Genomic DNA, 25500 nt, shown 5'->3' on the forward strand with positions numbered 1-25500 from the left:
GCCGCCAGCAATCCTACAAAATCTGGGCCGCAAAATCGCCTTTTTCAGGGCACCCTTGGGGATTGTCTCGGTCAGCGCCCCTTAAAGGAAGGCTCCCGCTTGTCCAGGAACGCCCTGATGCCTTCTTTCATGTCCTCGGTCTGCATCAACGGCAAAAGTTGCAGGAAGACATGGTGGACATGCTCGTTGAACGGCTCGTTCCAAGCCATGCGCATCATGCGCTTGGCGGCCTGGATGGCAAGCGGTGCATTGGCGGCGATCTCGAAGGCGAGCTCGCGCGCCGCGCCCATCACCTCGCCATCGGGTGCGACCTTATTGACCAGGCCGATTTCCAGGGACTGGGCCGAGGTCAGGGTGCGGCCTGTGAAGATCAGTTCGGCGGCCTTGGCCCAGCCCAGCATCCGCGGCAGGTACCAGGTGCCGCCGGATTCGGGCAGGACGCCACGCTTGGCGTAAGAAGCGGCGAGCTTGGCCGACTGTGCCATGACCCGGATATCGGCGCCCAGCGCGAGATCGAGGCCGTAGCCCGCCGCCGATCCGTTCAGTGCGGCGATCACCGGCTTGTCCATGGCGTGCAGCACCGGCGGCGGCGTGTTGCGCAGGTCGATGTTGGTGGGCGTGGCGCCCGCGCCAACGCTGAGATTGTCGGTGCCCTTGGATTGCGCCTCGAGATTGAGGCCTGCACAGAAGGCACGGCCTGTCCCGGTCAGGATCACGACCCGCACGGCCGGATCCTCGTTGGCCCGGACCAGCGCCTCGGTGAGCTGCTTCAGCATCGGCCCCGAGATGGTGTTCATGCGTTGTGGCGCGTTCAGGGTGATGGTCGCGATGGCGCCGTCGACGCCGTAGAGCAACTCTTCCGGCATTAGGGCCGGTGTGGGCTGGGCCGCAAACTGGCTCATGTTTCCTCCCTCTGCCTGAAGCGGCTATGGTGACGCAGGAGAACACGCCACGCCATGCAAAACCGTTTCATCGACCTCTACAGCGACACCAAGACCAAGCCCTCGCCCGGCATGCGGAAAGCCATGGCCGACGCCGAGGTCGGCGACGAGCAGAAGATGGAAGACCCCACCGTCGAGCGCCTGCGCGAGCGCATCTGCGAGTTGCTGGGCAAGGAGGACGCGGTTTTCCTGCCGAGTGGCACCATGGCCAACCAGATCGCCATCCGTGTCCATTGCCGGCTGGGCGACGAGGTAATCGCCGATCGCACCGCGCACATCATCAATGCCGAGGGCGGCGGCACCGCCGCCAATGCCGGCGTCATGATCCGCATGGTCGACGGCCCCAACGGCGTCTTTACCGGCGAGCAGGTGCGCGATGCCCTGCGCGATCCCAACAGCCGCAACGCGCCGCGCTCGCGCCTGGTCTCGATCGAGAACACGTCGAATGGCGGCTGCGGCACGGTATGGCCGCTCGCCACGATGCGGGGCGTGACCAAGGTGGCGCGCGCGGCCGGCCTCAGCCTTCACATGGATGGCGCGCGACTTTGCAACGCATCCGTCAAATCAGGCACCAAGGCCCGCGACTACGCGGCCTGCGTGGACTCGCTCTGGCTCGACTATACCAAGGGTCTCGGCGCCCCGGTCGGCGCAAGCCTCGCCGGCTCGAAGGACTTCATCAAGGAAGCCTGGCGCCAGAAGCAGATGCTTGGCGGTTCTATGCGCCAGTCCGGTGTCATCGCCGCCGCCGCCCTCTATGCCCTGGAACACAACTGGGACCGCCTCGCAGAGGACCATGACAACGCGCGCCATCTCTCCGAGGGCATTGCCAACATCAAGGGCCTGAAAATCGATGTGCCGCGCATGGAGACCAACCTGGTCTTCTTCGAGATCACCAAGCCCGGCTGGACCACGGCCAAGCTGGTCGAGGCCTGCAAGGCGCGCGGCGTGGGCATGGGCACTGCCGCCGGCAACCGCATCCGCGCCGTCACGCATCTCGACGTCAACCGCGCCGAGATCGATACCGCGCTCAAGGTCATCAACGGCGCGCTGGCCGCCTAGACCGCCCATGAAGCTCGGCCAATCGATCGCGCGGCGCGAGGATCGGCGGTTCCTGACCGGCACGGGCCGCTACACCGACGACACCGCGCCGGAAGGGGCGCTGGCCGTGCTGTTCGTGCGCTCGCCGCACGCCCATGCCCGGATCGCCGGCATCGACAAGGAAGCGGCGCTCGCCTCGCCGGGCGTCGTCGCGATCTACACGGCAAAGGATACCGCCGCCGACAAGCTTCGCCACCTGCCCGCCATCAGCGAGATCAAGGACGAGGCCGGCAATCGTCATCGCGAACCGCCGCATCTGCCGATGCCGATCGGCAAGGTGCGCCACGTCGGCGACATCGTTGCCATGATCGTGGCCGGCACGCTCGACCAGGCACGCGACGCCGCCGATCTGCTGGCCGTCGACTATGACGAACTGCCTGCCGTCGTGACGGTGGCACAGGCGCTCGAGCCAGGTGCTGCACTGGTCCATGACGACGTGCCCGGCAACCTGATGTGCCGCTGGGGCAAAGGCGATGCCGCGGCAACCGAGGCCGCCTTCGCCAAGGCCGCGCACATCTCGAAACTCTCGATCCGCTCGCCGCGCCAGATCGTGCACTACATGGAAACCCGCGCCGCCTGGTCGGCCTACGACGCCGCCAGCGACCTCGTGACCGTCACCTTCGGCTCGCAGGGCGTGCAGATCCCGCACCGGCTGATGTGCGAGCGCGTCCTCAATGTCGCCAAGGACAAGCTCAGGCTGATCACCGAGGACGTGGGCGGTGGCTTCGGGCCGAAGTATCCGATCTATGCCGAGCCGGTGCTGATTGCCTGGGCGACGCGCAAGCTCGGCCGCGGCCTGCGCTGGACGGCGGACCGCGCCGAACTCGCCCTGACCGACAGCCACTCCCGCGACCTCGTGGCGACAGGCGAACTGGCACTCGATGCCGCCGGCAGGTTCCTGGGTGTGCGGGTCAGGGCCGAAGCCAACTACGGCGCCTATGTCTCGATGTTCGCGCCCACCATCGCGACCACCGGCATGGCCAAGGTGATCTCGGGTCTCTACCGCATTCCGGCGATCCGCCTCGACTTCGACTGCGCCTTCACCAACACCGTGCCGGTCGATGCGATCCGCGGCGCCGGCAAGCCCGAAGCGCTGTTCCTGCTCGAACGGCTGGTCGACATCGCCGCCCACGAGACCGGCCGCTCGCCGATCGAGCTGCGCCGCCTCAACCTGCTCAGATCCGAGGACATGCCGTACGCGGCGGCGAGCGGTTACACCTACGACGCGGCGGACTGTCCGCGGCTGTTCGAGACGGCCCTCAGCAGGGCCGACGTTGCAGGCTTCGAGGCGCGCCGCACCGCGAGCGAGGCCGCCGGCAAACGCCGCGGCCTCGGCCTCTCCTGCCACCTGCACGGCACCGGCGGCATCGCCGACGAACATGTCGTGGTGCAGGTCGAGCCCGATCGGTTGGTGGCGCGCCTTGGCACGCAGAGCCAGGGTCAGGGACACGAGACGGTCTTCGCCCAGATGCTGTCGTCGGCGCTTGGCGTACCGGTCGAACGCATCGAAATTCGCCAGGGCGACACGCAGAGCATCCCGCGCGGCGGCGGCACTGGCGGCTCCTCCTCGACCATCATCAGCGGCACGACCTTGACGCGGGCCGCCGATGTCGTGATCCAGCGCGGCCGCGATCTTGCCGCCGAGCGGCTGGAAGCCGCACCTGCCGACATCGCCTACCGTGACGGCGCCTTCGAGGTCGTGGGCACCGACCGTCGCGTCGGCCTGTTCGAACTCGCAGCCTGGAAGCCGTTCGACGGCGACGCGGTGTTCGCCGACAAGATCGAGGCCTTTCCGACCGGCGTCATGGTCTGCGAGGTCGAGGTCGATCCCGACACCGGCGTCACGCGCATCGACCGCTTCACCGCCGTGGCCGACACCGGCGTGGTAGTGAACCCGCGCCTGCTGGCGGGCCAGATGCATGGCGGCATCGTGCACGGGCTCGGCAATGCGCTGATGGAGGAGGCCGTCTACGACGAGGAGACGGGGCAATTGCTCAGCGGCACCCTGATGGACTATGCCCTGCCGCGTGCCGACGACGTGCCGGGCCTGCAGGTCGAGACGATCGCCACCCCCTCGCCCAATAATTTCCTCGGGCTGAAGGGCATGGGCGAGTTGCCGACCAACGGCGCCCCGGCCGCGCTCGGCAATGCCATCATCGATGCGCTGCGCCCGCTGGGCGTGCGCCATATCGACATGCCGATCACCGCCCACAAAGTTTGGAAGGCCTTGAACCGATGACGCGCTGGATGCGCCACCTGACATACGGGTTGGGCATCCTCATCGTCGTGGTGGCCGGTGCACTCGCCGCCGCCATCGCCTTCGATTCGCCAAGCGCGCCGCCAGTCTTGGCCGCCGGCAACACCATCCCCGGAATCGCGCAATGGAACTTCGCCGAGCTGCCCAAGGCGCAGAGCGTCAAGGCGCGTGACGGCGCACCGCTCAACTACCGCCTCTATCCCGGCCGCGCCGACCGCGCGATCGTCCTGGTGCACGGCTCGACCGGCTCCGGCACGGAAATGCTCAAGCTCGCCCAGGCACTGCAGGCGGCGGGCGCCACGGTCTACGCCATCAGCCTGCGTGGCCATGGCGGCAGCGGCACCCGGAACGGCGATGTCTCGTATCGCGGCCAGCTCGACGACGATTTGGCCGATCTCGTCAAAGGCGTCGGGATCGACAAGCAAGGCATCCATCGCACGCTCGCCGGGTTTTCTTCTGGTGGCGGCTTCGTGTTGCGCGTCGCGGGCGGTCCACAGGCTGGGCTGTTTGACGACTATCTCGCGATCTCGCCCTACATCGGCCCCGACTCACCCACCAGCAAGCCCGACTCCGGAGGCTGGGCCGGCGTGGCGCTGCCGCGCATCGTGGCCCTGTCGCTGCTCGACGGGATCGGGCTCCCCTGGTTCCAGGGACTGCCGGCCATCCATTTCGCCACCCAGGCGAAAGCGGACGACCGCCGCACGCCGGTCTATTCCTTCCGCTTGATGGCCAGCCTGCAGCTCGGCATGGACTGGCGCGCGGTGCTGGCGCGCATCAAGGCCCCGACGCAGATCGTGGTCGGCGCCGACGACGAGCTGTTCCATGCCGACCAGTTCCAGCCGATGATGCAGGCCATCAATCCCCGCATCGGCGTTACGGTCGTGCCGGGCCATGGCCATCTCGGCATGATTGCCGACCCGGCGGCGGTGAGTGCTGTCGCCGCCGCGTGGCGGCGGATGGCGGACCGTTGACGCCGGACGCTACGCCTGCAGGAACGTCAGGGCGCCTCGTCCGCCGACATAGAGACCAGCGGCAATGACGAACCAGGCGAAGACGCGCGTGAGCAGGCCCTTGCGCCGGGCAAGCACGGTGTTGGCCTTGGTGCCGGCGATCGCACCGACGGCGCCACCGCCAACCAGCAAAGCTGCGACCGGCCAGTCGACCAGTCCCGACCAGGCGTAGCTCGACGCAGAAGCAATGCCGAACGCGGTGACGGCAACGAGCGAGGCACTGGCGGCGTCCTGCAGTTCCATGTCAGTCGCCAGGATCAGCCCCGGCACGATCAGGAAGCCGCCGCCAATACCGAAGAACCCCGACAGCAGGCCGACGCCGGCCCCCAGCACGATGAGCCGCGGCAGCAATCGCCGTGCGTTCTCCCGCGTGAGACGCGCCGATTGGGAGCCGCTCGCCGGCTTGGGCCGAAGCATCACCAAGCCGACGACGATCATCACGAGCCCGAACAGGGCCAGCAATTTCTGGCCATCGACGGATTTCCCGAAGGCGGCACCGGCCAATGCCCCTCCGACCCCGGCGGCGCTGAAGACGAGCGCGCAGGGCCAGCGGATCGACGTACGCCAGGCATGCAGACCAAGACTGGTCGCGGCATTGAGCGCGACGGCGAAGGCCGCCGTGCCGATCGCGACGTGAGCGGAGGGAACACCCACCGCATAGACGAGCAGCGGCACGGCGAGGATCGAGCCGCCGCCGCCGATCAATCCCAGGACGAGACCGATCAGGCCGCCCGAAGCCAGTGCGATTGCCGCGGCAAGCATCAGCCCAGCGCGGCCTTCACCGCGCGGTTCCACGGCATCAGGCCGAGCAGCCGGGCCATGCCACACCAGCCGCTCACACCGGCGAATACGAGGCCGGCGCCGACGAAGGCGGAGAGAGCGAGAAATGCCGGCGCGATCCAGATGCCCAACGCCACTCCCAGCACGACGAGGCTGCCAGCGGTGATCTGGACCTGCCGCATGATCTCGATCGGCTGTCGTGTGTCCGTGGTGACCGGCAGACCCGCCTTCTTCCAGGCGTCGATGCCGCCTTCCAGGACATAGGCGTCGCAGCCAGCGGCACCGGCAAGACGCGCAGCATTCGCAGCCGTGCGTGCTCCGGAGCGGCAATGGAAGATCACAGCCTTGGCGCCGGCCGTGTCGATCGTCGAGAGTTTGGAAAGGGCATGATGACGTGTGCCCGGCACATGCTCGCGGGCACGCTCATCGGCCTCGCGGATGTCTACGAGCACGGCACCGTCGTCGATCAGGCGCTTGGCGCGGACGGCATCGATGGTGGGAAGGGACATGATGTTCTCCTCGTGGAAAGATCTGGGTCAGGTGCGGCAGTAGAGCCGGTGCAGGGTGGCGAGCAGCGTTTCCACCCGCGGATCGGCGATGCGGTACCAGAGCGTCTGGGCTTCGCGGCGGAAGGTAACGATGCCCTCCTCGCGCATGCGCGCGAGATGCTGCGACAGCGCCGACTGGGACAGGCCGACGTCATCGGCGAGCGCGCCGACTGTCGCCTCGCCTGTCTCCACCAGCTTGCAAAGAATGAGCAGCCGGCGGTCGTTGGCGAGGGCTCCCAGCAGGTCGGCGACTTGGCCGGCCTTGGCTTGGAGGGCGCGGGGATCGATGCGGGTGGATGTGTTTTTCATATTAGGTATTGCTAATTTAGTTATCTCTAATATATATGTCAAGTCGCAGCCTTGGAGAAAGACATGTCCTCGCAGCCGGTCATCGACGCCTTCTTCGACCCAGCCACTTTCACCATCACCTATCTGGTCAGCGATCCCGCCTCCGGCCGGGCGGCAATCATCGACCCGGTGCTCGACTACGATCACCGCTCGGGCAAGGCCACGACCGCGTCGGCTGACCACGTACTGGCCAAGGCCGCGGAGCGTGGCGTGCAGGTCGACTGGATCCTGGAAACCCATGCCCATGCCGACCACCTGACCGCGGCGCCGCACCTCAAGGCGAAGACGGGCGCGTCGGTGGCGATCGGCGAGCACATCAGAGAGGTCCAGAAAATCTTCGGCAAGGTCTTCAACGCCACCGACGTGAGCGGCGACGGTCGCGAGTTCGATCGCCTCGTCCGCGATGGCGAGCGGCTCGCACTCGGCACGCTCGAGATCGAGGTCATGCATCTGCCCGGTCACACGCCGGCCGATGTCGCCTACCGGATCGCCGACGCCGTGTTCGTCGGTGACACGATCTTCATGCCCGACTACGGCACCGCGCGGGCCGACTTCCCGGGCGGGGATGCAACACAGCTCTATCGCTCGATCCGCCGCCTTCTGGCTTTGCCACCCGCCACCCGGCTCTTCATGTGCCACGACTACAAGGCGCCGGGACGGGACAGCTATGCCTGGCAGACCACCGTGGAAGAGGAGCGCGCGCGCAACGTCCATGTCCACGATGGCATCGACGAAGCCACTTTCGTCGCCTTGCGTACCAAACGCGACGCAACCTTGGCAGCGCCGGTGCTGCTGCTGCCGTCGGTGCAGGTGAACATCCGGGCCGGTCGACTTCCGCCGGTCGATACGAACGGAGTCGCCTACCTCCGCATTCCGATACGCCTCGCCGCCTGACGGGTAGTACCTGCCCCCTCCGTCGGCTAGCATCCGCGGCCAAGGAGGAAATCAATGAAGTCGACAATGAAAGCCCTGCTCGCGGGCGCGATGATTCTGTTTGCCGCCGAAGCGCAGGCCCAGGCCTGGCCCAGCAAGCCGATCAAGCTCGTGGCGCCCTATCCTCCCGGCGGCCAGACCGACGTCGTGGCGCGCTATTTCGCCGACAAGCTCACGGGCGTGCTCGGCCAGCAGGTGATCGTCGAGAACAAGGCCGGCGCCCAGGGCATGGTCGGCGCCGAGATCGTCAAGAACGCCGCCCCCGACGGCTACACGTTCGTCTACGTCAATTCGTCGATGATGTGCATCAATCCCTACGTCTACAAGAAGATGCCCTACGACGGCTTCAAGGACTTCGTGCCGGTGACACAGCATGGCCTGGCGCCCTTGGCCATGGTGGTGCTGCCCACGCTCGGTCCGAAGTCGGTGAAGGAGTTCGTTGCCTGGGCCAAGGAACGCAAGGGCAAGGTCAACTTCGCCTCGTTCGGCCTCGGTTCGTCGTCGCACATCTGGGGTGAAATGCTGAACCAGGCCGAAAAGCTCGACATGACCCATGTGCCGTACAAGGGCGCGGGTCCCGCAATCCAGGATACGCTGGCCGGCCACATCCCGATGACCATCCAGGATCTCGCCTCCAGCGGTCCCGCAATCTCGGGCGGCAAGCTCTTGCCGCTGGCCGTCACCTCGGCGGTGCGCTGGCCGCGCCTGCCCGACGTCCCGACCTTCAACGAGGTCGGCTACAACATCAACCTGGTCGGCTGGAACGGCATCATGGCGCCGGCCGGCACGCCGAAGGAGATCGTTGAGCGGCTAAGCGCGGAGATCCGCAAGGTGGTGCAGGCACCCGAGGGCAAGGAGAAGCTCCTCGACATGGGCCTGTTCGCCACCGGCACCACGCCGGCCGAAATGACCGAAATCATGAAGACCGGTTGCGCCGCCTGGGGTGACGCCGTGAAGCGGGCCGGCGTCGAGCCCGAATGACCTAGGTCAAGGCCCGGGCCCGGCGGTCATGCGACCTCTTACGCATGACCGCAAATATCCTGATTCTCAATGGCCACCCCGACCCCGTCCGCAAGGGGCTCTGCCATGCCTTGGCCGACGCCTATGGCGCCGGCGCCGCAGAGGGCGGCCACGAGGTCCGTCGCCTCGACATCGCGACGCTGGCCTTCGGCTTCGTCCATTCGCAAGGCGAGTTCGAGCATGGCGATGTCCTGTCCGACATTGCCGCCGCCCAGGAATCGATCAAATGGGCGAGCCATGTGGTGGTGATCTTCCCGCTCTGGCTGGGCGACGTTCCGGCCGTACTGAAGGCCTTCCTCGAGCACACGTTGCGGCCGGGTTTCGCCTACAACTATCGACCGAGTGGCTTTCCCGAGATGCTCCTGACGGGGCGATCGGCGCGCATCGTCGTGACCATGGGCATGCCCGCCTTCGTCTATCGCTGGTACTTCCGCGCCCACGGCGTGAAGAACCTCAAGCGCAACATCCTGCGCTTCGTCGGCCTCGCCCCGGTGCGCGACACCCTGCTCGGCAGCGTCGGCACGCGCAGCAAGCCCCAGATCGCACGCTGGTTCGACGATATGAAAGCGCTCGGCCGCCGGGCGGCCTGAGCTAGCGTTCGCCCAACTTCGCGAGAGCCGCCGCGATCGCCTCGCGGGTCGCGGCCGGCTGTTCGGCGATCGCCCGCCCGATCACGTCGAGCTGGCCGCGCAGCGTATGCACCTGGTCGATGAGGTCGATCACCATCTCGACCGTCTCGTCATCGAGGCCGAGATCGCCCGTCAGTTCGGCGAGCAGGTGCGTGCGGGCCACGTCGATCGTCTCGAACGTCCAGGAGTCGGCACCGCCGGTGGGTCGCAGCAGGCCGCGCGCCACCCAGCGCTCGACATGGACGGTGGTGAGGCTGCCGTGCAGGCGCAGCAGGTCGTCGAGCGTGGTCATGTGAACTGCTCCATGCCCTTGCGCGGATCGTAGCCACGCCCCGCCTCCCAATTCTCGAGAAACTCCTTCAGCTTCTCGTCCGGCTGGTCGGGCAGCGTAACCTTCAATTTCACGTACTGATCGCCGCGCTGGCCGGATTTGCGGTCGAGCAGGCCGCGGCCCCTGAGGCGAAGCGACGTGCCGGTGTTGGAGCCGGCCGGAATGTTCAACATGACCGCGCCGCCCACGGTCGGTACGCGGATCTTGCCGCCCAGCGCCGCCTCGGTGAGCGTCACCGGCAGTTCGACGTGGATGTCGTTGTCGCGCGGCTGGAAAAAGGCGTGTGGCTCGACATGGATTTCCACATAGGCGTCGCCTGCCGGCCGGCCTTGCGTGCCGGGCATGCCCTGCCCCTTCAGCCGCAACGTCTGGCCATCGGTCGTGCCTTCGGGAACGTCGATGTCGAGCGTCTTGCCGTCTGGCAACGTTACGCGCTGCTTGCCGCCGCGCGCGCCCACCAGGAACGGAACACGCAGACTGTAGGTGACGGGCATGCCACCCATGTCGAATCCCCCGCCGGGCGCACCGCCGAAGCCGCGCCGCTCGCCGAACATTTCGGAAAAGATGCCGCCCATGTCGACGAAGGATTCGTGGCCGCCCGCATGCGCGTACTTGGCGCCGCCGGGCCCGCCCGCCTGGTCGCGATAGAAGCCGCGCGGCGGCATCTCCTGACCCGTGGCGTCGATCTCGCCGGCGTCGAAGCGCCGCCGCTTCTCCGCGTCCGAGAGTAGATCGTTGGCCTGGGAGATTTCCTTGAACTTCGCTTCGGCCGCCTTGTCGCCCGGATTGAGGTCGGGATGGTGCTTCTTGGCGAGGCTGCGGAAGGCTTTTCGGATGTCGTCCTCGGTGGCGGTTCGCGGCACGCCGAGCACTGAGTAGGGGTCGCTCATACCCCTACAAATGTGGTGTGAATTGCGTTGTTGCAAGAGCAGCACCCGACGCCGACGCGACTTCACAGTCTGTGATTCAGCTGTTGGACCGCATGAGAATCCATTGGATAGGGATTGAAACCATTGACAGGATCGGCTGTGTGGCTAAAGTTATCGCACGCCGACTGAAATCAATATCCGCGAGGTTGTTGGTCCTGTCGTCGTAAAGTGGCGGCAGCGAAGTGGGAAGCGCGGCCGTTGGGGATATCGAGCCAAAACTCGATTCTGTGGGCGGGTAGGTAGGTAATGTCTGGTTCGAAAGCCGGCGCTGCAGCGTCTGGCTCCGCATTGCTTGGCGCGTTTGGCGGTGGCGAGGCTTTCGATTTCGAAGCCGCCGGCGAGACGATCACGAGGCGGTTTGCCGCGAGCGCGGAGGCTGCGGCTCCGCGCGTTGCACTCGTCCAGGATGGCGCTGTTCTGACCTACGCCGATCTCGACCGGCAATCCAACCAGCTTGCGCGTTTCCTGCGTCGCCAGGGCGTCGGCACGGGCAGTGTGGTGGCGTTGCATGCCGGGCGCTCGATCGCGTCACTGCTGTCGATTCTTGCGACCGTCAAGGCCGGTGCGGCCTACATGCCGTTGGATGCGGCCGCTCCGATCGCCTATCACGACTGGATCCTGCGTGACTGCGGCGCCGACCTCGTCCTCTCCGGTGAAAGCCCGGCCGACGATTTCTCCGTTCCGACGATGAGCCTCGATGCCATGCTCGCCTCCGCCGACGCCGAGTCCGGGGCGACGCTGGAAGGCAGCTGCGCACCGGCCGACATTGCCTGTGTCATGTACACCTCGGGTTCGACGGGCCGGCCGAAGGGTGTATCGATCCCCCATCGCGCAGTGGTGCGGCTGGTCACCGGCCAGACTTACGCCCATTTCGGCGCCGACGAGGTCTTCCTCCACAACGCACCGCTCGCCTTCGACGCCAGCTCGTTCGAGATATGGGGCACGCTCCTGCACGGCGCGCGAGGGATCCTCATCAAGGACGATCACGCCTCGCTTCAATCGATCGTCGACACCATCAGGGAGAACGGCGTCACGACGGCCTGGTTCACGGCCGGCCTCTTCCGCGCGCTCGTCGATCATCAGCTCGAGGCGTTGCGAGGCCTTCGCCAGATCATCGCCGGTGGCGACGTGCTGTCGCCCACGCACGTCATGCGCGCGCAGGCGGCGCATCCCGACTGCCAGCTGATCAACGGCTACGGGCCGACCGAAAACACGACCTTCACCTGCTGCTACCGGATTCCGCGTGAAGGCTGGGGTGGCGGGCCGGTTCCGATCGGCACCGCCATTCGCGGCACCTATATCCGCCTTCTCGACGACGACATGAAGCCGGTGGCGGCGGGCGAAGTCGGCATGCTCTATGCCGGCGGCCTCGGCCTCGCGTCCGGCTACCTCGGCGATGCGCAGCATTCGGCGACGCAGTTCGTCCCCGATGCCGGGCGAGCCGGCGCCACGCTCTATCGAACGGGCGATCTCGCGCGCAGCCGGCCCGACGGCAATCTCGATTTCGTCGGTCGCCGCGACCGGCAGGTCAAGATCGACGGCAAGCGCGTGGAACTCGGCGAGATCGAAGAAGCGCTGCGCCGCAGCAACGGTGTCGCCGACGCCGTCGTGACGGTGGCCAAAGGCGACGGAGACACGCCCCTGCTGACCGGTTACGTCAAGCCGGCGTCCGGCGCTCACGACCGCGCGGCGCTGGCGTCGGAGGCGCGCGCGACCCTTGTTCACGCGTTGCCGCCCCACATGCGGCCCTCGCAGGTCGTCGTCCTCGACGAATTTCCGCTGACCCCCAATGGCAAGATCGACCAGGAGCGCCTGCCGGCGAGCCGGCCGCTCGAGCTGTCGGCGACAAATCCTGCAAGCGGCGAAGCCGAACGGACCTTGAGCGGCATCCTCGCCCGAGTGCTCGGGCTGCGCGCCCTGGGAGCGGACACCAATTTCTTCGATCTCGGCGCCACGTCGCTCAAGCTCGTGGAGGCCCACGCCCTGATCGCGCGGATCTGGCCCGACGTCGAGGTGCTTGCCCTCTTCGAGCATCCCAACATTCGTGAACTGGCGCGGGCCATCGAAGGCAGGCACACATCGGCCGACAATGCGGCACAGCGGCGGGCGCAGCAGCAGTCCGACGCGCTGAAGCGGCTGCGGAGCGCCCGGCTGCCCCGATGAGCGTGCCCGATAACGCCATCGCGATCATCGGGCTTGCCGGCAGGTTTCCCGGGGCCGACGACGTCGACCAGTTCTGGGCCAACATCCGCGCCGGCACGACCTCGATCAGCCGCTTCTCCGACGCCGAGCTCGAAGACGCTTTCCCCAACGACATTCGCAAGGCCGCCAACTTCGTGCGCGCGCGACCGATCCTGGCGAACGTCGACCTGTTCGACGCGGAATTCTTCGGCATGCTGCCCCGCGAGGCCGCCTTGACCGACCCGCAGCACCGGCTGTTGCTCGAGTGCGCGTGGTCGGCGCTCGAGGACGCGAGCTACGATCCCGCGCGCTTTCCCGGCGCGATCGGCGTGTTCGCCGGTTGCAGCATGAACACCTACCTGCTCACGAACGTCCTCGCCGAACGGCTGGATCCGGACAGGTTCGTCAGCGACTACCAGGTCGGCTCCTACGATACGTTGCTGGGCGCCCTGCCCGACACCCTGGCAACGCGCATCGCCTACAAGCTGAACCTGCGCGGTCCGGCGATGACCGTGCAGAGCGCCTGTTCGACGTCTCTGCTCGCCATCGCCGAGGCCTGCCAGAGCCTGCTGCTGTACCAGTCGGATATGGCGCTGGCCGGCGGCGTCTCCATCACCTTCCCGCAGAAGCGCGGCTACCAGCACCAGGAAGGCGGCATGGTGTCGCCCGACGGCGCCTGCCGCCCGTTCGACGACGCCGCTGCGGGCACGGTATTCGGCGACGGCGCGGGCATCGTGCTACTGAAGCGCCTGGCAGACGCCATCGAGGACCGGGATCACATCTACGCCGTCATTCGCGGCAGCGCGGTCAACAACGACGGCAGCGACAAGGTCGGTTTCACCGCGCCCAGCGTACGGGGACAGGCCGACGTCATTGCCTCGGCGCTGGCCTCGGCAGGGGTCGATGCGGGCTCGATCGGCTATGTCGAATGCCACGGCACGGCCACCGCTCTCGGCGATCCGATCGAGTTCGCCGGCCTGGTTCGGGGCTTCGGTTCGACCCGGGTCGAGCGGCCCCACTGCGCGCTGGGCTCCGCCAAGGCGAACGTGGGCCATCTGGACGCGGCCTCCGGTGCCGCCGGCCTGATCAAGACGGCGCTCGCGCTTCATCACCATGAAATCCCGCCGCTGGCGAACTTCCACAGGCCCAACCGGCACATCAACCTTGCCGGAACCCCGTTCTACTTCCCCACGGCGCCCGTCGCCTGGCCGCAAGGACGCAGTCCCCGACGGGCCGGCGTCAGCTCCTTCGGCGTCGGCGGCACGAACGTGCACATCGTGCTCGAGGAAGCGCCGTCCATCGCGCCGGCCCGCGACGCGGCACACCGGCGCCACGTGCTGCCGTTGTCGGCCAGGAACGATGCGGCGCTCGCGGCGGCGGCTGCGGCGCTGGCGGATCACCTCGCCACGAGCCCGGAAACGGCCCTGGAAGATGTCGCCCATACGCTGCAGACCGGCCGGCGCGCCTTCGACCGGCGGGCTGCCGTAACGTGTTCATCGCACGAGCAGGCCATCGAAGCGCTGCGCGCCCTGCCGGCTCTCCCAACCGCGCCCCCAACCACACCGGGGCCCGGCGAAAGGCCGCCGCTCATCTTCCTGTTTCCCGGTCAGGGCGCGCAATACCCCGGCATGGCGCACGCGCTCTATCGGGATCACGCCTCCTTCAGGACCACGCTGGACGCGGGCATTGCCATCGCGGAGCCGATCGTCGGCGCCGACCTGCGCGCCCAATTGCTCGAGCCGGCGGCGACGGGCGGTGACGCCACCTTGCTCGCGCAGCCGGCGCTGTTCGTCTTCGAATATGCCCTGGCCAAGCTCTGGATGTCCTGGGGCCTCGAGCCCGACGCCATGGTGGGCCACAGTGTCGGGGAGTTCGTTGCGGCCTGCCTGGCTGGCGTCTTCTCCTTCGAGGAAGGCTGCCGCCTCGTCGCCACGCGCGCACGGATCATGCAGGGCATGGCCCCCGGCGCCATGCTGGCGGTTCGCCTGCCGGAGAGTGAGCTGAGAGCGGAGCTGGGCGACACGATCGACCTCGCCGCCATCAACGCGCCGTCGCTCTGTGTCGCGTCGGGTCCGATCCAGGAGATCGAGGCGCTGAGCGACAGGCTGACCGCGAGAGGCGTGGCGTGCCAGCCCTTGGCCGTCTCGCACGCCTTCCATTCGCGTGCCCTGGATCCCGTGGTCGCGCAGATCGAGAAAGCCGCCGGCGCGACGCAACTCGCGACGCCCCGGATGTCCTTTGTGTCGTGCGTCACCGGCGACTGGGCCGATGCGGCGCAAGCGACCGATCCGAAATACTGGGCCCACCACGGCCGCGCTCCGGTACGGTTCGCCGACGCCGTGTCGACCGTGGCGCGGGACGGTCATCCATTCCTGCTCGAAGTCGGACCGGGCCACACCCTGTCGGCGCTGGCGGCTCAGGTCGTCGACCGGAAAAGGCTGCGCGGGATCACGGCGAGCCTCGCCGACGCGGAGACCGACGACCTCGGCGATGCGCTGACCGCCCTCTGGCGCGCGGGCTTCTCGCCCGACTGGACGGCCGCGGCGGACACCCAAGGCAGCAGAGTCCCGCTCCCGACCTATCGCTTCCAGCGCAAGCGCCATTGGATCGAGCGCTCGGACAAGCGCAGTACCATCACTTCCTTGCCGGCGCCCGTCGAGCCGCCGGTCGCTCATCCATCGGACGTTCCCGCCGCACCGGGCGCACCGCCCGCCCATGCAGCCTCGCGTATCGACACCCTGCAGGCCGCGATTATCGCCATCCTGGAAGAGCTGTCCGGCGTGTCCGACATCGACCCCCGGGAGAACTTCGTCGCGCTGGGTTTCGACTCCCTCCTGCTTGGCCAGGTCGCGCGCGCCCTAGAGAAGAAGTTCAAGATCAGGATCACGTTCCGGCAGTTGCTGAGCGACATGCCGTCGGTCGCCCGGCTCGCCGCACACCTCGAGTCGATCCTGCCTCTCGATCCGTCGCTGCCGGCGGCCGTGGCGCCCGCTCCGCGCATTGCCGCGCCAGTCGCCGTGCCGGCCCCGCGCGAGGAGGCCAATGCCCGCATACGCCTGCAACACCCCTCCGCTGGCAGCCAGCAGGACCTGACCGCGAGCCAGCGCCTTTACATCGAGGATCTGGTGCGGCGCGTGAACGCGCGTACGCCGCTTTCCAAGGCCAGGACGGAGCAGGACCGGGCCGTGCTCGCCGACCCGCGCACCGTCGCGGGCTTCCGCCGGGAGTGGAAGGAACTGGTCTATCCGGTGATCGCCGCGCGGGCCAAGGGCTCGAAGATCTGGGACATCGACGGCAACGAATACGTCGATCTCGTCAACGGCTACGGCCAGACGATGTTCGGACACTCGCCGGACTTCGTCACCTCGGCCATCGCCGCGCAGTTGCAGGAAGGATTCCCGATCGGGCCGCAGAGCTCACTGGCCGGTGAAGTCGCCGCGCTGGTATCGGAGATGACGGGCGACGAGCGCGTGACGTTCTGCAACACCGGGTCGGAAGCGGTGATGGCGGCGATGCGCGTGGCCCGTGCCGTGACGGGCCGTGAGCGCGTCGTCGTCTTTGGCAACGACTACCACGGGCAGTTCGACGAGGTGCTGGTCAAGGCCGGCGGCGCCACCCGGCGCGCGCTTCCGGTGGCGCCGGGCATCCCGCCCGAGGCGGTCGCCAACATGACGGTCCTGCCGTATGGCGACCCGCAGAGCCTGGAATGGATCGACACCAACGGCGACGACATCGCGGCCGTTCTGGTCGAACCGGTGCAGAGCCGCCATCCCGAGCTGCGGCCACGGGCCTTCCTGCAAAGGTTGCGCGCCATCACCGAGGCCAGGGGCGCGGCCCTCGTGTTCGACGAAATCGTCACCGGCTTCCGGGCCCATCCCGGCGGCATGCAGGCGCTGTTCGGCATCAGGGCCGACCTCGCGACCTACGGCAAGGTCGTGGGCGGCGGCATGCCGGTCGGAATTCTCGCCGGCAAGGCGCGGTTCATGGACGCCCTCGACGGCGGCACATGGCGCTTCGGCGACGATTCCGTCCCCGAGGTTGCGCCGACCTTCTTCGCCGGAACTTTCGTACGCCATCCGCTGGTGCTTGCCGCCACCAAGGCGGTGCTCCTGCATCTCAAGGCCGAGGGCCCCGCCCTGCAGGAGCGGCTCGCCCAGCGCATGGGCGGCCTCGTCGATGCCGTGAACCGCGACCTCGAGCGGCGCGGGCTGGCGACGCGGGCCGAGGGCTTCTCGAGCTGGTTCCATCTCAGTTTCGCGGCCGAGCACCCCCTGGCAGCGCTGTTCTGGCCGCAGATGCGCCTGCTCGGCGTACATGTCCAGGAAGCCTACCCCTGCTTCCTGACCACCGCGCATTCCGATGCCGACATCGCGACGATCGAGAATGCGTTCAAGGCAACGCTCGATGCGCTGGAGGCGGCCGGCATCCTGACGGCCACACGACAGATCGGCAGACCGTCACCGATCGATCTGCCCCCGGTCGAACCTGACCAGGCTCCCCTCACCGATCCGCAGCTGGAAATCCTGACCGCCGCGCAGATGAGCGACGAAGCCTCCTGCGCCTTCAACGAGTCGATCAGCATCTCATTCGATGGCGAGATCGATGCCGCCGCCCTGGCAGCCGCGCTGAACGCCGTCATCGCCCGCCATCAGGCGTTGCGGGGACGCATCGGGCGCGCCGATGAGCGCATGCACTTCGCGCCGTCGCTCGTCCTCGATCTGGAAGCGCAGGACTGCTCGCGCGAGCGCGATCCGGAGGCGGCGCTGGCCGCGTGCATCGCCGCCGATGCGCGCACGCCATTCGATCTCTGGGCCGGACCGCTGGTGCGCGCCATGCTCGTGCGCCTCGCGAAGGACCGCCACGTTCTCCTGTTCACCGTTCATCACATCGTGTGTGACGGCTGGTCCACCAACATCATCCTGCGTGATCTCGCGGCATACTATCGCCTGTCGCACGCGGGGCAGCCTGCCACGTTGCCCGCGGCCCCACATTTCGCGCGCTATGCCCTTGCGCAGGCGGCGTCGAAGGACTTGCAGGCCGTCGATCTCCGCTACTGGACCTCGCTCTACAGCGATCTTCCCGCGCTGCCGGATCTGCCGACGGACCGCCCCCGTCCGCCGCAGCGGTCGTATGCCGGCGCCACCTACTCGATCCAATTCGATGCCGGATTGTTTGCCTCGCTGAAGAAAGTGGGCGCCGGGTACGGCGTGACCGTTTTCTCGACTCTCTTCACCGCACTGCAGACGGTCCTGGGCCGGCTCGCGGGAGCGACCGACATCGTGATCGGCGTGCCGGTGGCAGGCCAGTCGGCCGATGACGAACCGGACCTGGTCGGGCACTGCGTTCAGATGCTGCCCTTCCGGGCACCACTGGTCTGGAACGCACCCTTCGGCGCGCATGTGCATGTCGTGGCGCGCCGCCTGCTCGACGGCTTCGACCATCCGAAATGCACCTACGGCACCCTGGTCCGAGCCTTGCCGCTGCAGCGTGCCGCGAACCGCCTGCCGCTCATGGAAGTCCAGTTCAACCTCGAGCGCATGGCCGAGGCGCTCGATTTCGGAGGCCCAGCGGTCAGGGTCACGCCCAACGCCAAGGCGGCGGTCAACTTCGACATCTTCGTCAACGTCATCGAGTCCGGCGCGGGCCTGCGGATCGATTGCGACTACAACACCGACCTGTTCGACGAAGCGACGATCGCCCGCTGGATGACGCACTACCGGCGCATCCTCGAAGGCATCGGCGCGGCGCCGGAAACGCCTTTGTCGGCGCTGCCGGTGCTTTCCGCCGAGCAGGAGCGTTTCATCCTGGACGTGGTCAACGACAGCGCGGCTCCTTACCCCCGCGAGAATTGCATCCACGATCTGTTCGCCCAGCAGGTCGCGAAGACACCCGATGACGTCGCCTGCATCGACGGCGCCGGCGCGATGTCATATGCCGAGCTCGACCGCCAATCGACGCGTCTGGCGCAAGAAATTCTGGGCGTCAGCATCGTCCGCCGGGGCCGGATTGCCGTCGCGGTCGACCGCTCCCGGGCGTTGCCCGTAGCCCTGCTGGCCGTGATGAAGGCGGGCCACGCCTACGTCCCGTTCGACGTGCATCAGCCGCTGGATCGTCTTCGGCAGATCGCGACGGCCGCGCAGATCGACGGCATCATCTGCCAGGACGAGCGCATCCGGTCGATCGCGCCCTATGCCTTTGCGTTGCGCATGGATCAGCTCGACCTCAACGAACGCCTGGACGGGCACAAGCTCCCGCGCGTGCCCGCCGACGATTCCGCCTACATCCTGTTCACATCGGGCTCGACTGGAATGCCGAAGGGCGTCGAGGTCGGCCACCGGGCGCTGACCAACGCGATCAGCGATGTCGTGCGCCGGTGCGATGTCACCGCGGCCGATGTTGCCATCGCCTCGAGCGCCATCACATTCGACGTCGCAGCGGCGGAACTCTACGCGCCGCTGATCGTGGGCGGCCGGCTGGTCCTCGCCGAATCGGATGTGGTCAGGACCGGCTTCGAGCTGGAGGCGCTCGCCAGGAAGGCTGGCGCCACGCTGATGCAGGCGACGCCGACATTGTGGCGGATGCTGCTGGAGGCAGGCTTTTCGTCACGCCCCGGGCTGAAGATGATCACCGCTGGCGAGGCGATATCCCGCGATGTCGTCGACCGGCTGCTCTCGGGCGGCGGACGACTGTGGAACCTCTACGGACCGACGGAGGCCACCATCTATTCGTCCGGCTGCGAGATGCACGCTGGCGCCGCCGATGTCACGATCGGCAAGCCTCTGGCCAACACGCAGCTCTACGTCCTCGACGATCGCGACGGGCTCGTGCCGGCAGGTGCCGTCGGAGAACTCTTCATCGGTGGTGACGGCCTGGCGAAGGGGTATTTCGACCGCAGCGACTTCACCGTGCAATCGTTCCGGACGATCTCGCTCGCCGGCCGCGCGGCGCAGCGCCTCTATCGCACCGGCGATCTCGCGCGCCTTCTGCCGTCGGGTAATTTCGAATTGCGCGGCCGCGTCGATCATCAGGTGAAGCTGCGGGGTTTCCGCATCGAGCTCGAGGAGATCGAAAGCGTACTGCGTCAGGCGCCCGGTGTTCGCGATTGCGCCGTCCTGCTGCGCAGCGACGCCGGCCCCGACCCGGCGCTGGTCGCCTATGTCGTCGCCGCCGACGGCACCAAGCCCGCCGAGTTCGCCGCCCACCTCGCCAGCCGGTTGCCGGACTACATGGTCCCGGCGCGCTGGCTCGGGCTCGAGGCGCTGCCATTGACGCCGAACGGCAAGATCGACCGTAACGTGCTGCCGCCGCCGGCGCCTGCGGCCACGGAGACCGCAACGCCGGCCACTGCCCTGCCACGGACGCCCCTGGAGGCCAGGATTGCAACCGTGTGGGCCAACGTGATCGGGCGGCAGGAGGTCGGCATCCACGATCCGCTGTTCGCCCTTGGTGCAGATTCTCTGCAGGTCTTCCGCATCGCCGCCCAACTTGACCAGATCGGCATCGCCGTCAGTGCCCGTGAGTTGATGAAGAACCCCACCGTCGCTGCCCTTGCCGGCGGGCTCGAGGGCCGGCCGGACGCGTCCCACGATGCGTCCGGCAGGAAAGGCCCATCACTTGCCGACTTCCGGCGCGGCGCGAGACGGCATACCGTCAAGCCATGAGCATCGGCGGGTTCGACGACCGGCAGGCGCCCCTCGACAACGGCGGCGCGAACGCGTTTCCGTGCACGCTGCTGCAGGAGCGGCTCTGGGCGCAACTTGGCAAGGACGGCCCACAGGGGCTGAATGTCGCGATGCGCTGGCTCATGACCGGGAGCCTGTCGCCCGCGACCGCCGAGGACGCGCTGCAGTCTCTGATGCAGCGACACGAGATCCTGCGCACCCGCTTCGACGAAATCGACGGCAGGCTGGCCCAGGTCATCCTGCCCGCCTGCCCGCTCAAGCTGCGCGACGTCGACCTGTCGTTCCTCTCGGCCGACGAGAGCGCGGCGCGTGCCGAGGAGATCGCCAGGGACGAAGCCATCGAGCCGATCGACCCCCACCAGGCGCCGCTTATGCGCGCGACGCTGCTGCACTTCGGCCCGGATCGTGGCGTCCTGATGCTCACCCTTCATGCGATGGTGGCCGACGGTTGGTCGACCGGCTTGATCGCGAGCGAGTTCCGCGCCGCCGCAAATGCGATCGACGCGGGCGCCGCTCCAGACAAGTCCGAGCCGGAGCTCCAGTTCGCCGACTATGCGCTCTGGGAGAACGAGTTGCTCAAGAGCGGCGCCCTCGACGAGGCGCGCGCCTTCTGGCAGCGGCAGCTGCGGGACGCCGTGGCGACCGAGGTCGCGCCCGATCACCGGCCGGCTGCTCGCGCGGGCGAGCGAAGCCACATCACCTCGCTCCTGCTGCCGGACGCCCTCGGCCGGGCGGTCGACAGCTTCGCCCGCCAACAGAACGTCACGCTCTACAGCCTTGCCGCAGCGGCGCTTGCCCTGATGCTGCACCGTGTCACGGGCGACCCGGAGATCGTGCTGGGATCCCAGGTGGCGAACCGGACGGAACCGGAGACCGAGGATCTGATCGGACCGACCGTCAACTCGATCACGCTTTGCCTGCCGGTCGACGACGATGTCCGGCTCGACGCCTTCGCAAGGGCGGCGGCGGACAAGGTCCAGGAGGCCCTCGAGCATCAGCGCCTGCCGTTCGAGATCGCGTCGAAGTTCGCGCCCGACCGCGATGGCAGGCCACTGCACGCCATCAATCTCGTCGTCCACCGTTCCTATTCGGGCACGACGGAGACGGAACGGGAGGGCTCAGGCCGCTTCAGCCTGATCTCCCTGCCGTCGTACTCATCGGGAAGCCAGTGGCCCCTCAATTTCTACATGATCGGCCGCGACGAAGGCTGGCGCATGTCGTGCGAGGCCGACGCGGAACTCTACGATCTGGAAACGGTGCAGGGCCTGGTCGAAGCGTGGCGCCGGTGTCTGGAAGCACTTGCGTCGTCGCCCGACTGCCGCCTGGCCGACTGTCCGGCGCTCCAGGACATTTCCCCGCGCGCCGGCGCCGCGCCCGATTCGGCGGGCCCCCTCAAGCCCATTCCGGTCCACGATCCCGCCCAGCAGGTCGCCCGCTTTCACGAGGGCGGTTCGCGCACGCCGATGATCGTGTTCAACAACCGGTCGGTCTACTACCAGCTCGCGCGACAGCTCGGAGAGGATCGGCCCTTCATCGACATCCTGCTCTATCACCAGGACGGCCCACTCGAGCTCAAGTCCTACGCCTTCGAGGATTTCGCCACCTACGCGATACGGCTGATCCGTTGGGCGCAACCGCGAGGGCCCTACGTCCTCGGCGGTCATTGCGTGTACGGCGTCCTGGCGTTCGAGGCCGCCCGGCAGTTGCAGCGGATGGGCGAGAAGGTCGCGCTCGTCGCCCTCTTCGACAGCTGGGCGCCGGGCTATCGCGAGACCATGCCGGGCTGGGCGCGGATGGTGCGTCGGCAGCAACTGCGCCTTCATCGTTATGGCCAGCGCTTCGAGCGGTTCCGGAAGGGCGAGGTCGGCCTGAACGAGATGGTGCGCAAGCCCATCCTTTTCCATCTCGGCCTGCTGCCCCCGGAACCGGGACCCGAGCGGCAAAGCCTTCCTGGCGAGTGGTTCGACGGCTGCTTGTACGACGCGGTCGCGCGCTACCGACCGAGCCCCTATGACGGCGACGTCGTCCTCTTCCGCAGCAACGAGCCATTGCGGGGCCGGTTCTTCGACGAGCGGATGGGCTGGGGACCGCTGGTGTCGGGCAGCCTGACGAAGGTCGACGTCGACAGCGGGCATTTCGACATGTTTCGCGAGCGACCCGCCGGCGAGATCGCTTCCTTCCTGCAGACGTGGTGAGCGCCCTGCGCCTCCTGCTCATCGTCGGCCTGGTCCTTGCCGTGGCGCTGGCCGTGACCGGATGGGTCGTGTTCGTGCCCCGCGCGCCGTCGCCCGGCGGACCCAAAGCCGTCGGCCAGGCGGAGCTCGTGCTACAGGACTCCAAGGGCCAGCCCATCCCGGTCACTGTCTGGTATCCGGCTGCGCGTGCACAGGCCAACGCGCCACTCGATGCCCCGACGCCGGCGCCGCTGATCCTCTATTCGCCCGGCTGGGGCCAGTCACGTACGCAAAGCAGAACCCAGCTCGAGAACCTCGCCAGCCACGGCTTCGTCGTCGTGGGCTGCGACGACTTTGCCAGTCCCGCCATCACCCCTGGCCGCGGGGTCACCTTCGATCTCTCGTCCGACGCGGCGATGGCGGCCACGATCGAGCGCGCCGGAGAGGACGTCGTCGGCCAGGCCGGCCGTCTCCTGGAAGTCCTTCGCGCCCTCGGTGCCGGGCAATTCCCCCTTCTTGCCGGCCGCCTCGATCTCGCGCGGGTCGGCGTGCTCGGCTTTTCGATCGGCGGTGCGTCGGGCCTGACCGCCGCGCTGATGGACACACGCATCGTCGCCGTCCTGAGCGTCGATGGCGGGCTTTTTGGACCTGCCGCCACCGAGATCGGATCGGAGGCGTACTTCCTGCTCTCGAGCAAGGAGGCTTTTCCGTCCGAGGCCGAACTTGCCTCGCCCGACACCTTCACCCGGAACTACGCCCTGGTGAGCGCCATCGACCTGCCGCGCAACAGGCGCCGGATGGAGCGGCCCGGCAACTACTGGGCTCTGCTGCCGGACGCCGACCACAATGATCTGTCCGATGCATTGTTCGCCTTCTCCATCGACAAGTTCCACCGCACCAATTTCGAACGGCGCGCCATGAACGCGGCGATCCGGGCATTCGAGGTCGCGTTCTTCCGCAGCATTCTCCTCGGCGAGCGCGAGCCTATGCTCGCCCTGCTCGGGCGGAACGATCAGACCGTCCGCTGGATCAGTCCGACCTCGGCGCCGCCCGGCGCCGCCAACGCGCGGCAATAGTCTCCCGTCATCAGGTGCAGCCACCACGCTTGTGGCGCGCCCTCGGGGCAGAGCACCATGGTCGGCGGCGAGGTCGCGATCGACACCTCGAACGTGTCGAGCGGAATCGACAGGCCCCTGCCGAGCGATTTGACGACGGCTTCCTTGAGGGTCCAGGTGCCGAAGAAAGCTCTCAGCTGTTCTTCCGGACGCGCCAGCTTTTCAATCGCGGCAACTTCGTTGGGATGGAAGTATCGCCGCGCGAGGTCGAGGTGCTCCAGCGCACGAACGCGCTCGATGTCGGCGCCGACAACCAGCGTGTCGCTCACGGCAAGAACGGCCCGGTCCTCGGAATGGCTGAGGCTGAAGTGCACGGACGGGTGGTGGGCGAGTCGCGGCTTGCCGAACTCATTCTGCATGAAGACGAGCGTGCGCGGATCGAGACCCAGATGCTCGCCGAGCAGCGACCGCAATCGCGACCGCCCGGCCACGAAGCGACGACGGTGGCGTGCGGCAACGAAACTCCGGGCCCGTACCTTCTCGTCCTCCGACAGCAGCGCCTCGGCCGCCTCGAGCGATGACGGGTCCGCATCGAGGCGCCATGACCAGACCACCATCTCCGGACGGCGCGCGCTCGTCATGGGCGGCCATTCAGCCCGTTCACCACATCGGCAAACAGCCGGTACTTGACGCCGACGACCGAGAGTTCGCGGCCCCAGTTCACGAGGTCGCCCCAGGGATCGTTGAGCTTGCCCAGCCCTGAGACGATCGCCACCACCGTGCCGACCTCGATGCGCCCCTCGACGGCGAACCAGCCGCCGACGCCCAGCGCCGCCGCGACCGAGAAGTAGTACATGAGGTTCATCGCCAGGTTCATCGTGTACTTGAACTTGTAGATGCCCATGTTGAGCGTGAACACCCGGTCGATGCGCTGGCTCTCGCTCGGCACGTCGAGCACATCGACGATGGCGCCGGCGATGCCGCTGCTTACCTCGCGCATGGTGCGGATGCGGGCTTCGGCGCGGCGATTGATCGCCCATTGCATCAGGGGCACGAACACCAGCTGCGGCAGGAAGAACAACGGGCAGAGCGCGGCCATCCACGGCTCGAGGTAGATCATGTAGCCGATGACGCTGGCCAGGATGCCGCCCTGCAGCAGCGGCTCGGACATGCTGATGCCGACGAAACCGCCGATCGGTTGCGCCTCCTCGACGATCATCGCGATCTCGACGCCGGTGGTGTCGGACGACAGCGCCCCGGGCGCGAGGTCGCCGCGCTGGACGTGAAGCGTCCGCCGGAGCGCCCGCACCGCGGTCTCGCTCACCCAGGCACGATAGACGTTGAGGACCAGCTTGAGCGCCTGCTCGAGCATCGCCACCCCGGCATAGGCGAGGGCCAGCAGGAAGATCGTGCGCACGGCGCCGCTGCCGATGGCATCGTTGACGATGCGGCGCTGCAGCTCGAGCGGCACCGCGCTCAGGGCGAATACCGCCACCGACAGCACGGCGAGCGCGGCCTGGTGCCGGCCGCTTTTCTGCAGGACATAGCCCATGATCGTCCGCGGCAACATCGGGGGCCGGCCAG

18 protein-coding genes are annotated in these 25500 nt (G+C 67.6%); 10 read left to right on the top strand and 8 right to left on the bottom strand.

Annotated elements, in window-relative coordinates; genetic code table 11:
* Positions 1-71: 71 nt before the first annotated feature.
* Complete coding sequence (locus EPO55_RS16545) at positions 72-902, bottom strand: enoyl-CoA hydratase-related protein (RefSeq protein WP_296338109.1); 831 nt, start codon at positions 900-902, stop codon at positions 72-74.
* A gap of 54 nt (positions 903-956) precedes the next feature.
* On the opposite strand from EPO55_RS16545, the gene EPO55_RS16550 reads away from it, so the two are divergent.
* The 3 genes from EPO55_RS16550 to EPO55_RS16560 are packed head-to-tail and all read left to right on the top strand — an operon-like array spanning position 957 to position 5267.
* On the top strand, positions 957-2000 hold the full coding sequence (locus tag EPO55_RS16550; RefSeq protein WP_296338110.1) for a GntG family PLP-dependent aldolase: 1044 nt from the start codon (positions 957-959) through the stop codon (positions 1998-2000).
* A 7-nt stretch (positions 2001-2007) separates the two neighbouring features.
* Positions 2008-4278: a xanthine dehydrogenase family protein molybdopterin-binding subunit gene (locus tag EPO55_RS16555; RefSeq protein ID WP_296338112.1), complete on the top strand. Its 2271-nt coding sequence runs from the start codon at positions 2008-2010 to the stop codon at positions 4276-4278.
* Positions 4275-5267, top strand: coding sequence for an alpha/beta hydrolase (locus tag EPO55_RS16560; protein WP_296338113.1), 993 nt, complete (start codon positions 4275-4277; stop codon positions 5265-5267). The genes EPO55_RS16555 and EPO55_RS16560 overlap by 4 nt, the downstream gene beginning before the upstream one ends.
* A gap of 9 nt (positions 5268-5276) precedes the next feature.
* On the opposite strand, the gene EPO55_RS16565 is transcribed toward EPO55_RS16560, so the two are convergent.
* From EPO55_RS16565 to EPO55_RS16575, 3 genes are read right to left on the bottom strand one after another with little or no spacing between them, the layout of a single operon-like run.
* Positions 5277-6068: a sulfite exporter TauE/SafE family protein gene (locus EPO55_RS16565; RefSeq protein WP_296338114.1), complete on the bottom strand. Its 792-nt coding sequence runs from the start codon at positions 6066-6068 to the stop codon at positions 5277-5279.
* Positions 6068-6595 (bottom strand): rhodanese family protein, encoded by a 528-nt coding sequence (locus EPO55_RS16570; protein ID WP_296338115.1) that lies wholly within the window; start codon positions 6593-6595, stop codon positions 6068-6070. The genes EPO55_RS16565 and EPO55_RS16570 overlap by 1 nt, the downstream gene beginning before the upstream one ends.
* A 27-nt stretch (positions 6596-6622) precedes the next feature.
* Positions 6623-6943, bottom strand: a complete 321-nt coding sequence (locus tag EPO55_RS16575; RefSeq protein WP_296338116.1) for a metalloregulator ArsR/SmtB family transcription factor — start codon at positions 6941-6943, stop codon at positions 6623-6625.
* Positions 6944-7006: 63 nt separating this feature from the next.
* On the opposite strand from EPO55_RS16575, the gene EPO55_RS16580 reads away from it, so the two are divergent.
* Genes EPO55_RS16580 through EPO55_RS16590 form a run of 3 tightly spaced genes read left to right on the top strand, consistent with a single transcriptional unit; the run spans position 7007 to position 9525 of the window.
* Positions 7007-7876: an MBL fold metallo-hydrolase gene (locus tag EPO55_RS16580; protein ID WP_296338117.1), complete on the top strand. Its 870-nt coding sequence runs from the start codon at positions 7007-7009 to the stop codon at positions 7874-7876.
* A 54-nt stretch (positions 7877-7930) separates the two neighbouring features.
* Positions 7931-8896, top strand: a complete 966-nt coding sequence (locus EPO55_RS16585) for a tripartite tricarboxylate transporter substrate binding protein (RefSeq protein ID WP_296338118.1) — start codon at positions 7931-7933, stop codon at positions 8894-8896.
* A 44-nt stretch (positions 8897-8940) separates the two neighbouring features.
* Positions 8941-9525 carry an NAD(P)H-dependent oxidoreductase gene (locus tag EPO55_RS16590; RefSeq protein WP_296338119.1) on the top strand — a complete coding sequence of 195 codons (585 nt, stop codon included), beginning with the start codon at positions 8941-8943 and terminating at the stop codon, positions 9523-9525.
* A gap of 1 nt (position 9526) precedes the next feature.
* On the opposite strand, the gene EPO55_RS16595 is transcribed toward EPO55_RS16590, so the two are convergent.
* Positions 9527-9856 carry a chaperone modulator CbpM gene (locus EPO55_RS16595; protein WP_296338121.1) on the bottom strand — a complete coding sequence of 110 codons (330 nt, stop codon included), beginning with the start codon at positions 9854-9856 and terminating at the stop codon, positions 9527-9529.
* The gene (locus EPO55_RS16600) at positions 9853-10785 is read right to left on the bottom strand and encodes a DnaJ C-terminal domain-containing protein (RefSeq protein ID WP_296338122.1); all 933 of its coding nucleotides are present in this window, start codon (positions 10783-10785) and stop codon (positions 9853-9855) included. Before EPO55_RS16600 ends, EPO55_RS16595 begins: the two co-directional genes overlap by 4 nt.
* A gap of 285 nt (positions 10786-11070) precedes the next feature.
* Here EPO55_RS16600 and EPO55_RS16605 point away from each other — a divergent pair, with 285 nt between their 5' ends.
* Genes EPO55_RS16605 through EPO55_RS16620 form a run of 4 tightly spaced genes read left to right on the top strand, consistent with a single transcriptional unit; the run spans position 11071 to position 23937 of the window.
* Positions 11071-12987, top strand: a complete 1917-nt coding sequence (locus tag EPO55_RS16605) for a non-ribosomal peptide synthetase (RefSeq protein WP_296338123.1) — start codon at positions 11071-11073, stop codon at positions 12985-12987.
* On the top strand, positions 12984-20666 hold the full coding sequence (locus tag EPO55_RS16610; protein WP_296338125.1) for a non-ribosomal peptide synthetase/type I polyketide synthase: 7683 nt from the start codon (positions 12984-12986) through the stop codon (positions 20664-20666). The genes EPO55_RS16605 and EPO55_RS16610 overlap by 4 nt, the downstream gene beginning before the upstream one ends.
* A complete protein-coding gene (locus EPO55_RS16615) occupies positions 20663-22882 on the top strand; it encodes a condensation domain-containing protein (protein ID WP_296338126.1) in 2220 nt (739 codons plus the stop codon). The genes EPO55_RS16610 and EPO55_RS16615 overlap by 4 nt, the downstream gene beginning before the upstream one ends.
* Positions 22879-23937: a hypothetical protein gene (locus EPO55_RS16620; RefSeq protein WP_296338127.1), complete on the top strand. Its 1059-nt coding sequence runs from the start codon at positions 22879-22881 to the stop codon at positions 23935-23937. The genes EPO55_RS16615 and EPO55_RS16620 overlap by 4 nt, the downstream gene beginning before the upstream one ends.
* Here EPO55_RS16620 and EPO55_RS16625 read toward each other — a convergent pair.
* Both EPO55_RS16625 and EPO55_RS16630 read right to left on the bottom strand, forming a co-directional pair.
* Positions 23874-24557, bottom strand: a complete 684-nt coding sequence (locus tag EPO55_RS16625; protein WP_296338128.1) for a 4'-phosphopantetheinyl transferase superfamily protein — start codon at positions 24555-24557, stop codon at positions 23874-23876. The genes EPO55_RS16620 and EPO55_RS16625 overlap by 64 nt on opposite strands.
* On the bottom strand, positions 24554-25486 hold the full coding sequence (locus tag EPO55_RS16630; RefSeq protein WP_296338129.1) for an ABC transporter ATP-binding protein: 933 nt from the start codon (positions 25484-25486) through the stop codon (positions 24554-24556). Before EPO55_RS16630 ends, EPO55_RS16625 begins: the two co-directional genes overlap by 4 nt.
* Between the last annotated feature and the right edge of the window lie 14 nt (positions 25487-25500).

Source organism: Reyranella sp., assembly GCF_004296935.1.
GTDB lineage: Bacteria > Pseudomonadota > Alphaproteobacteria > Reyranellales > Reyranellaceae > Reyranella.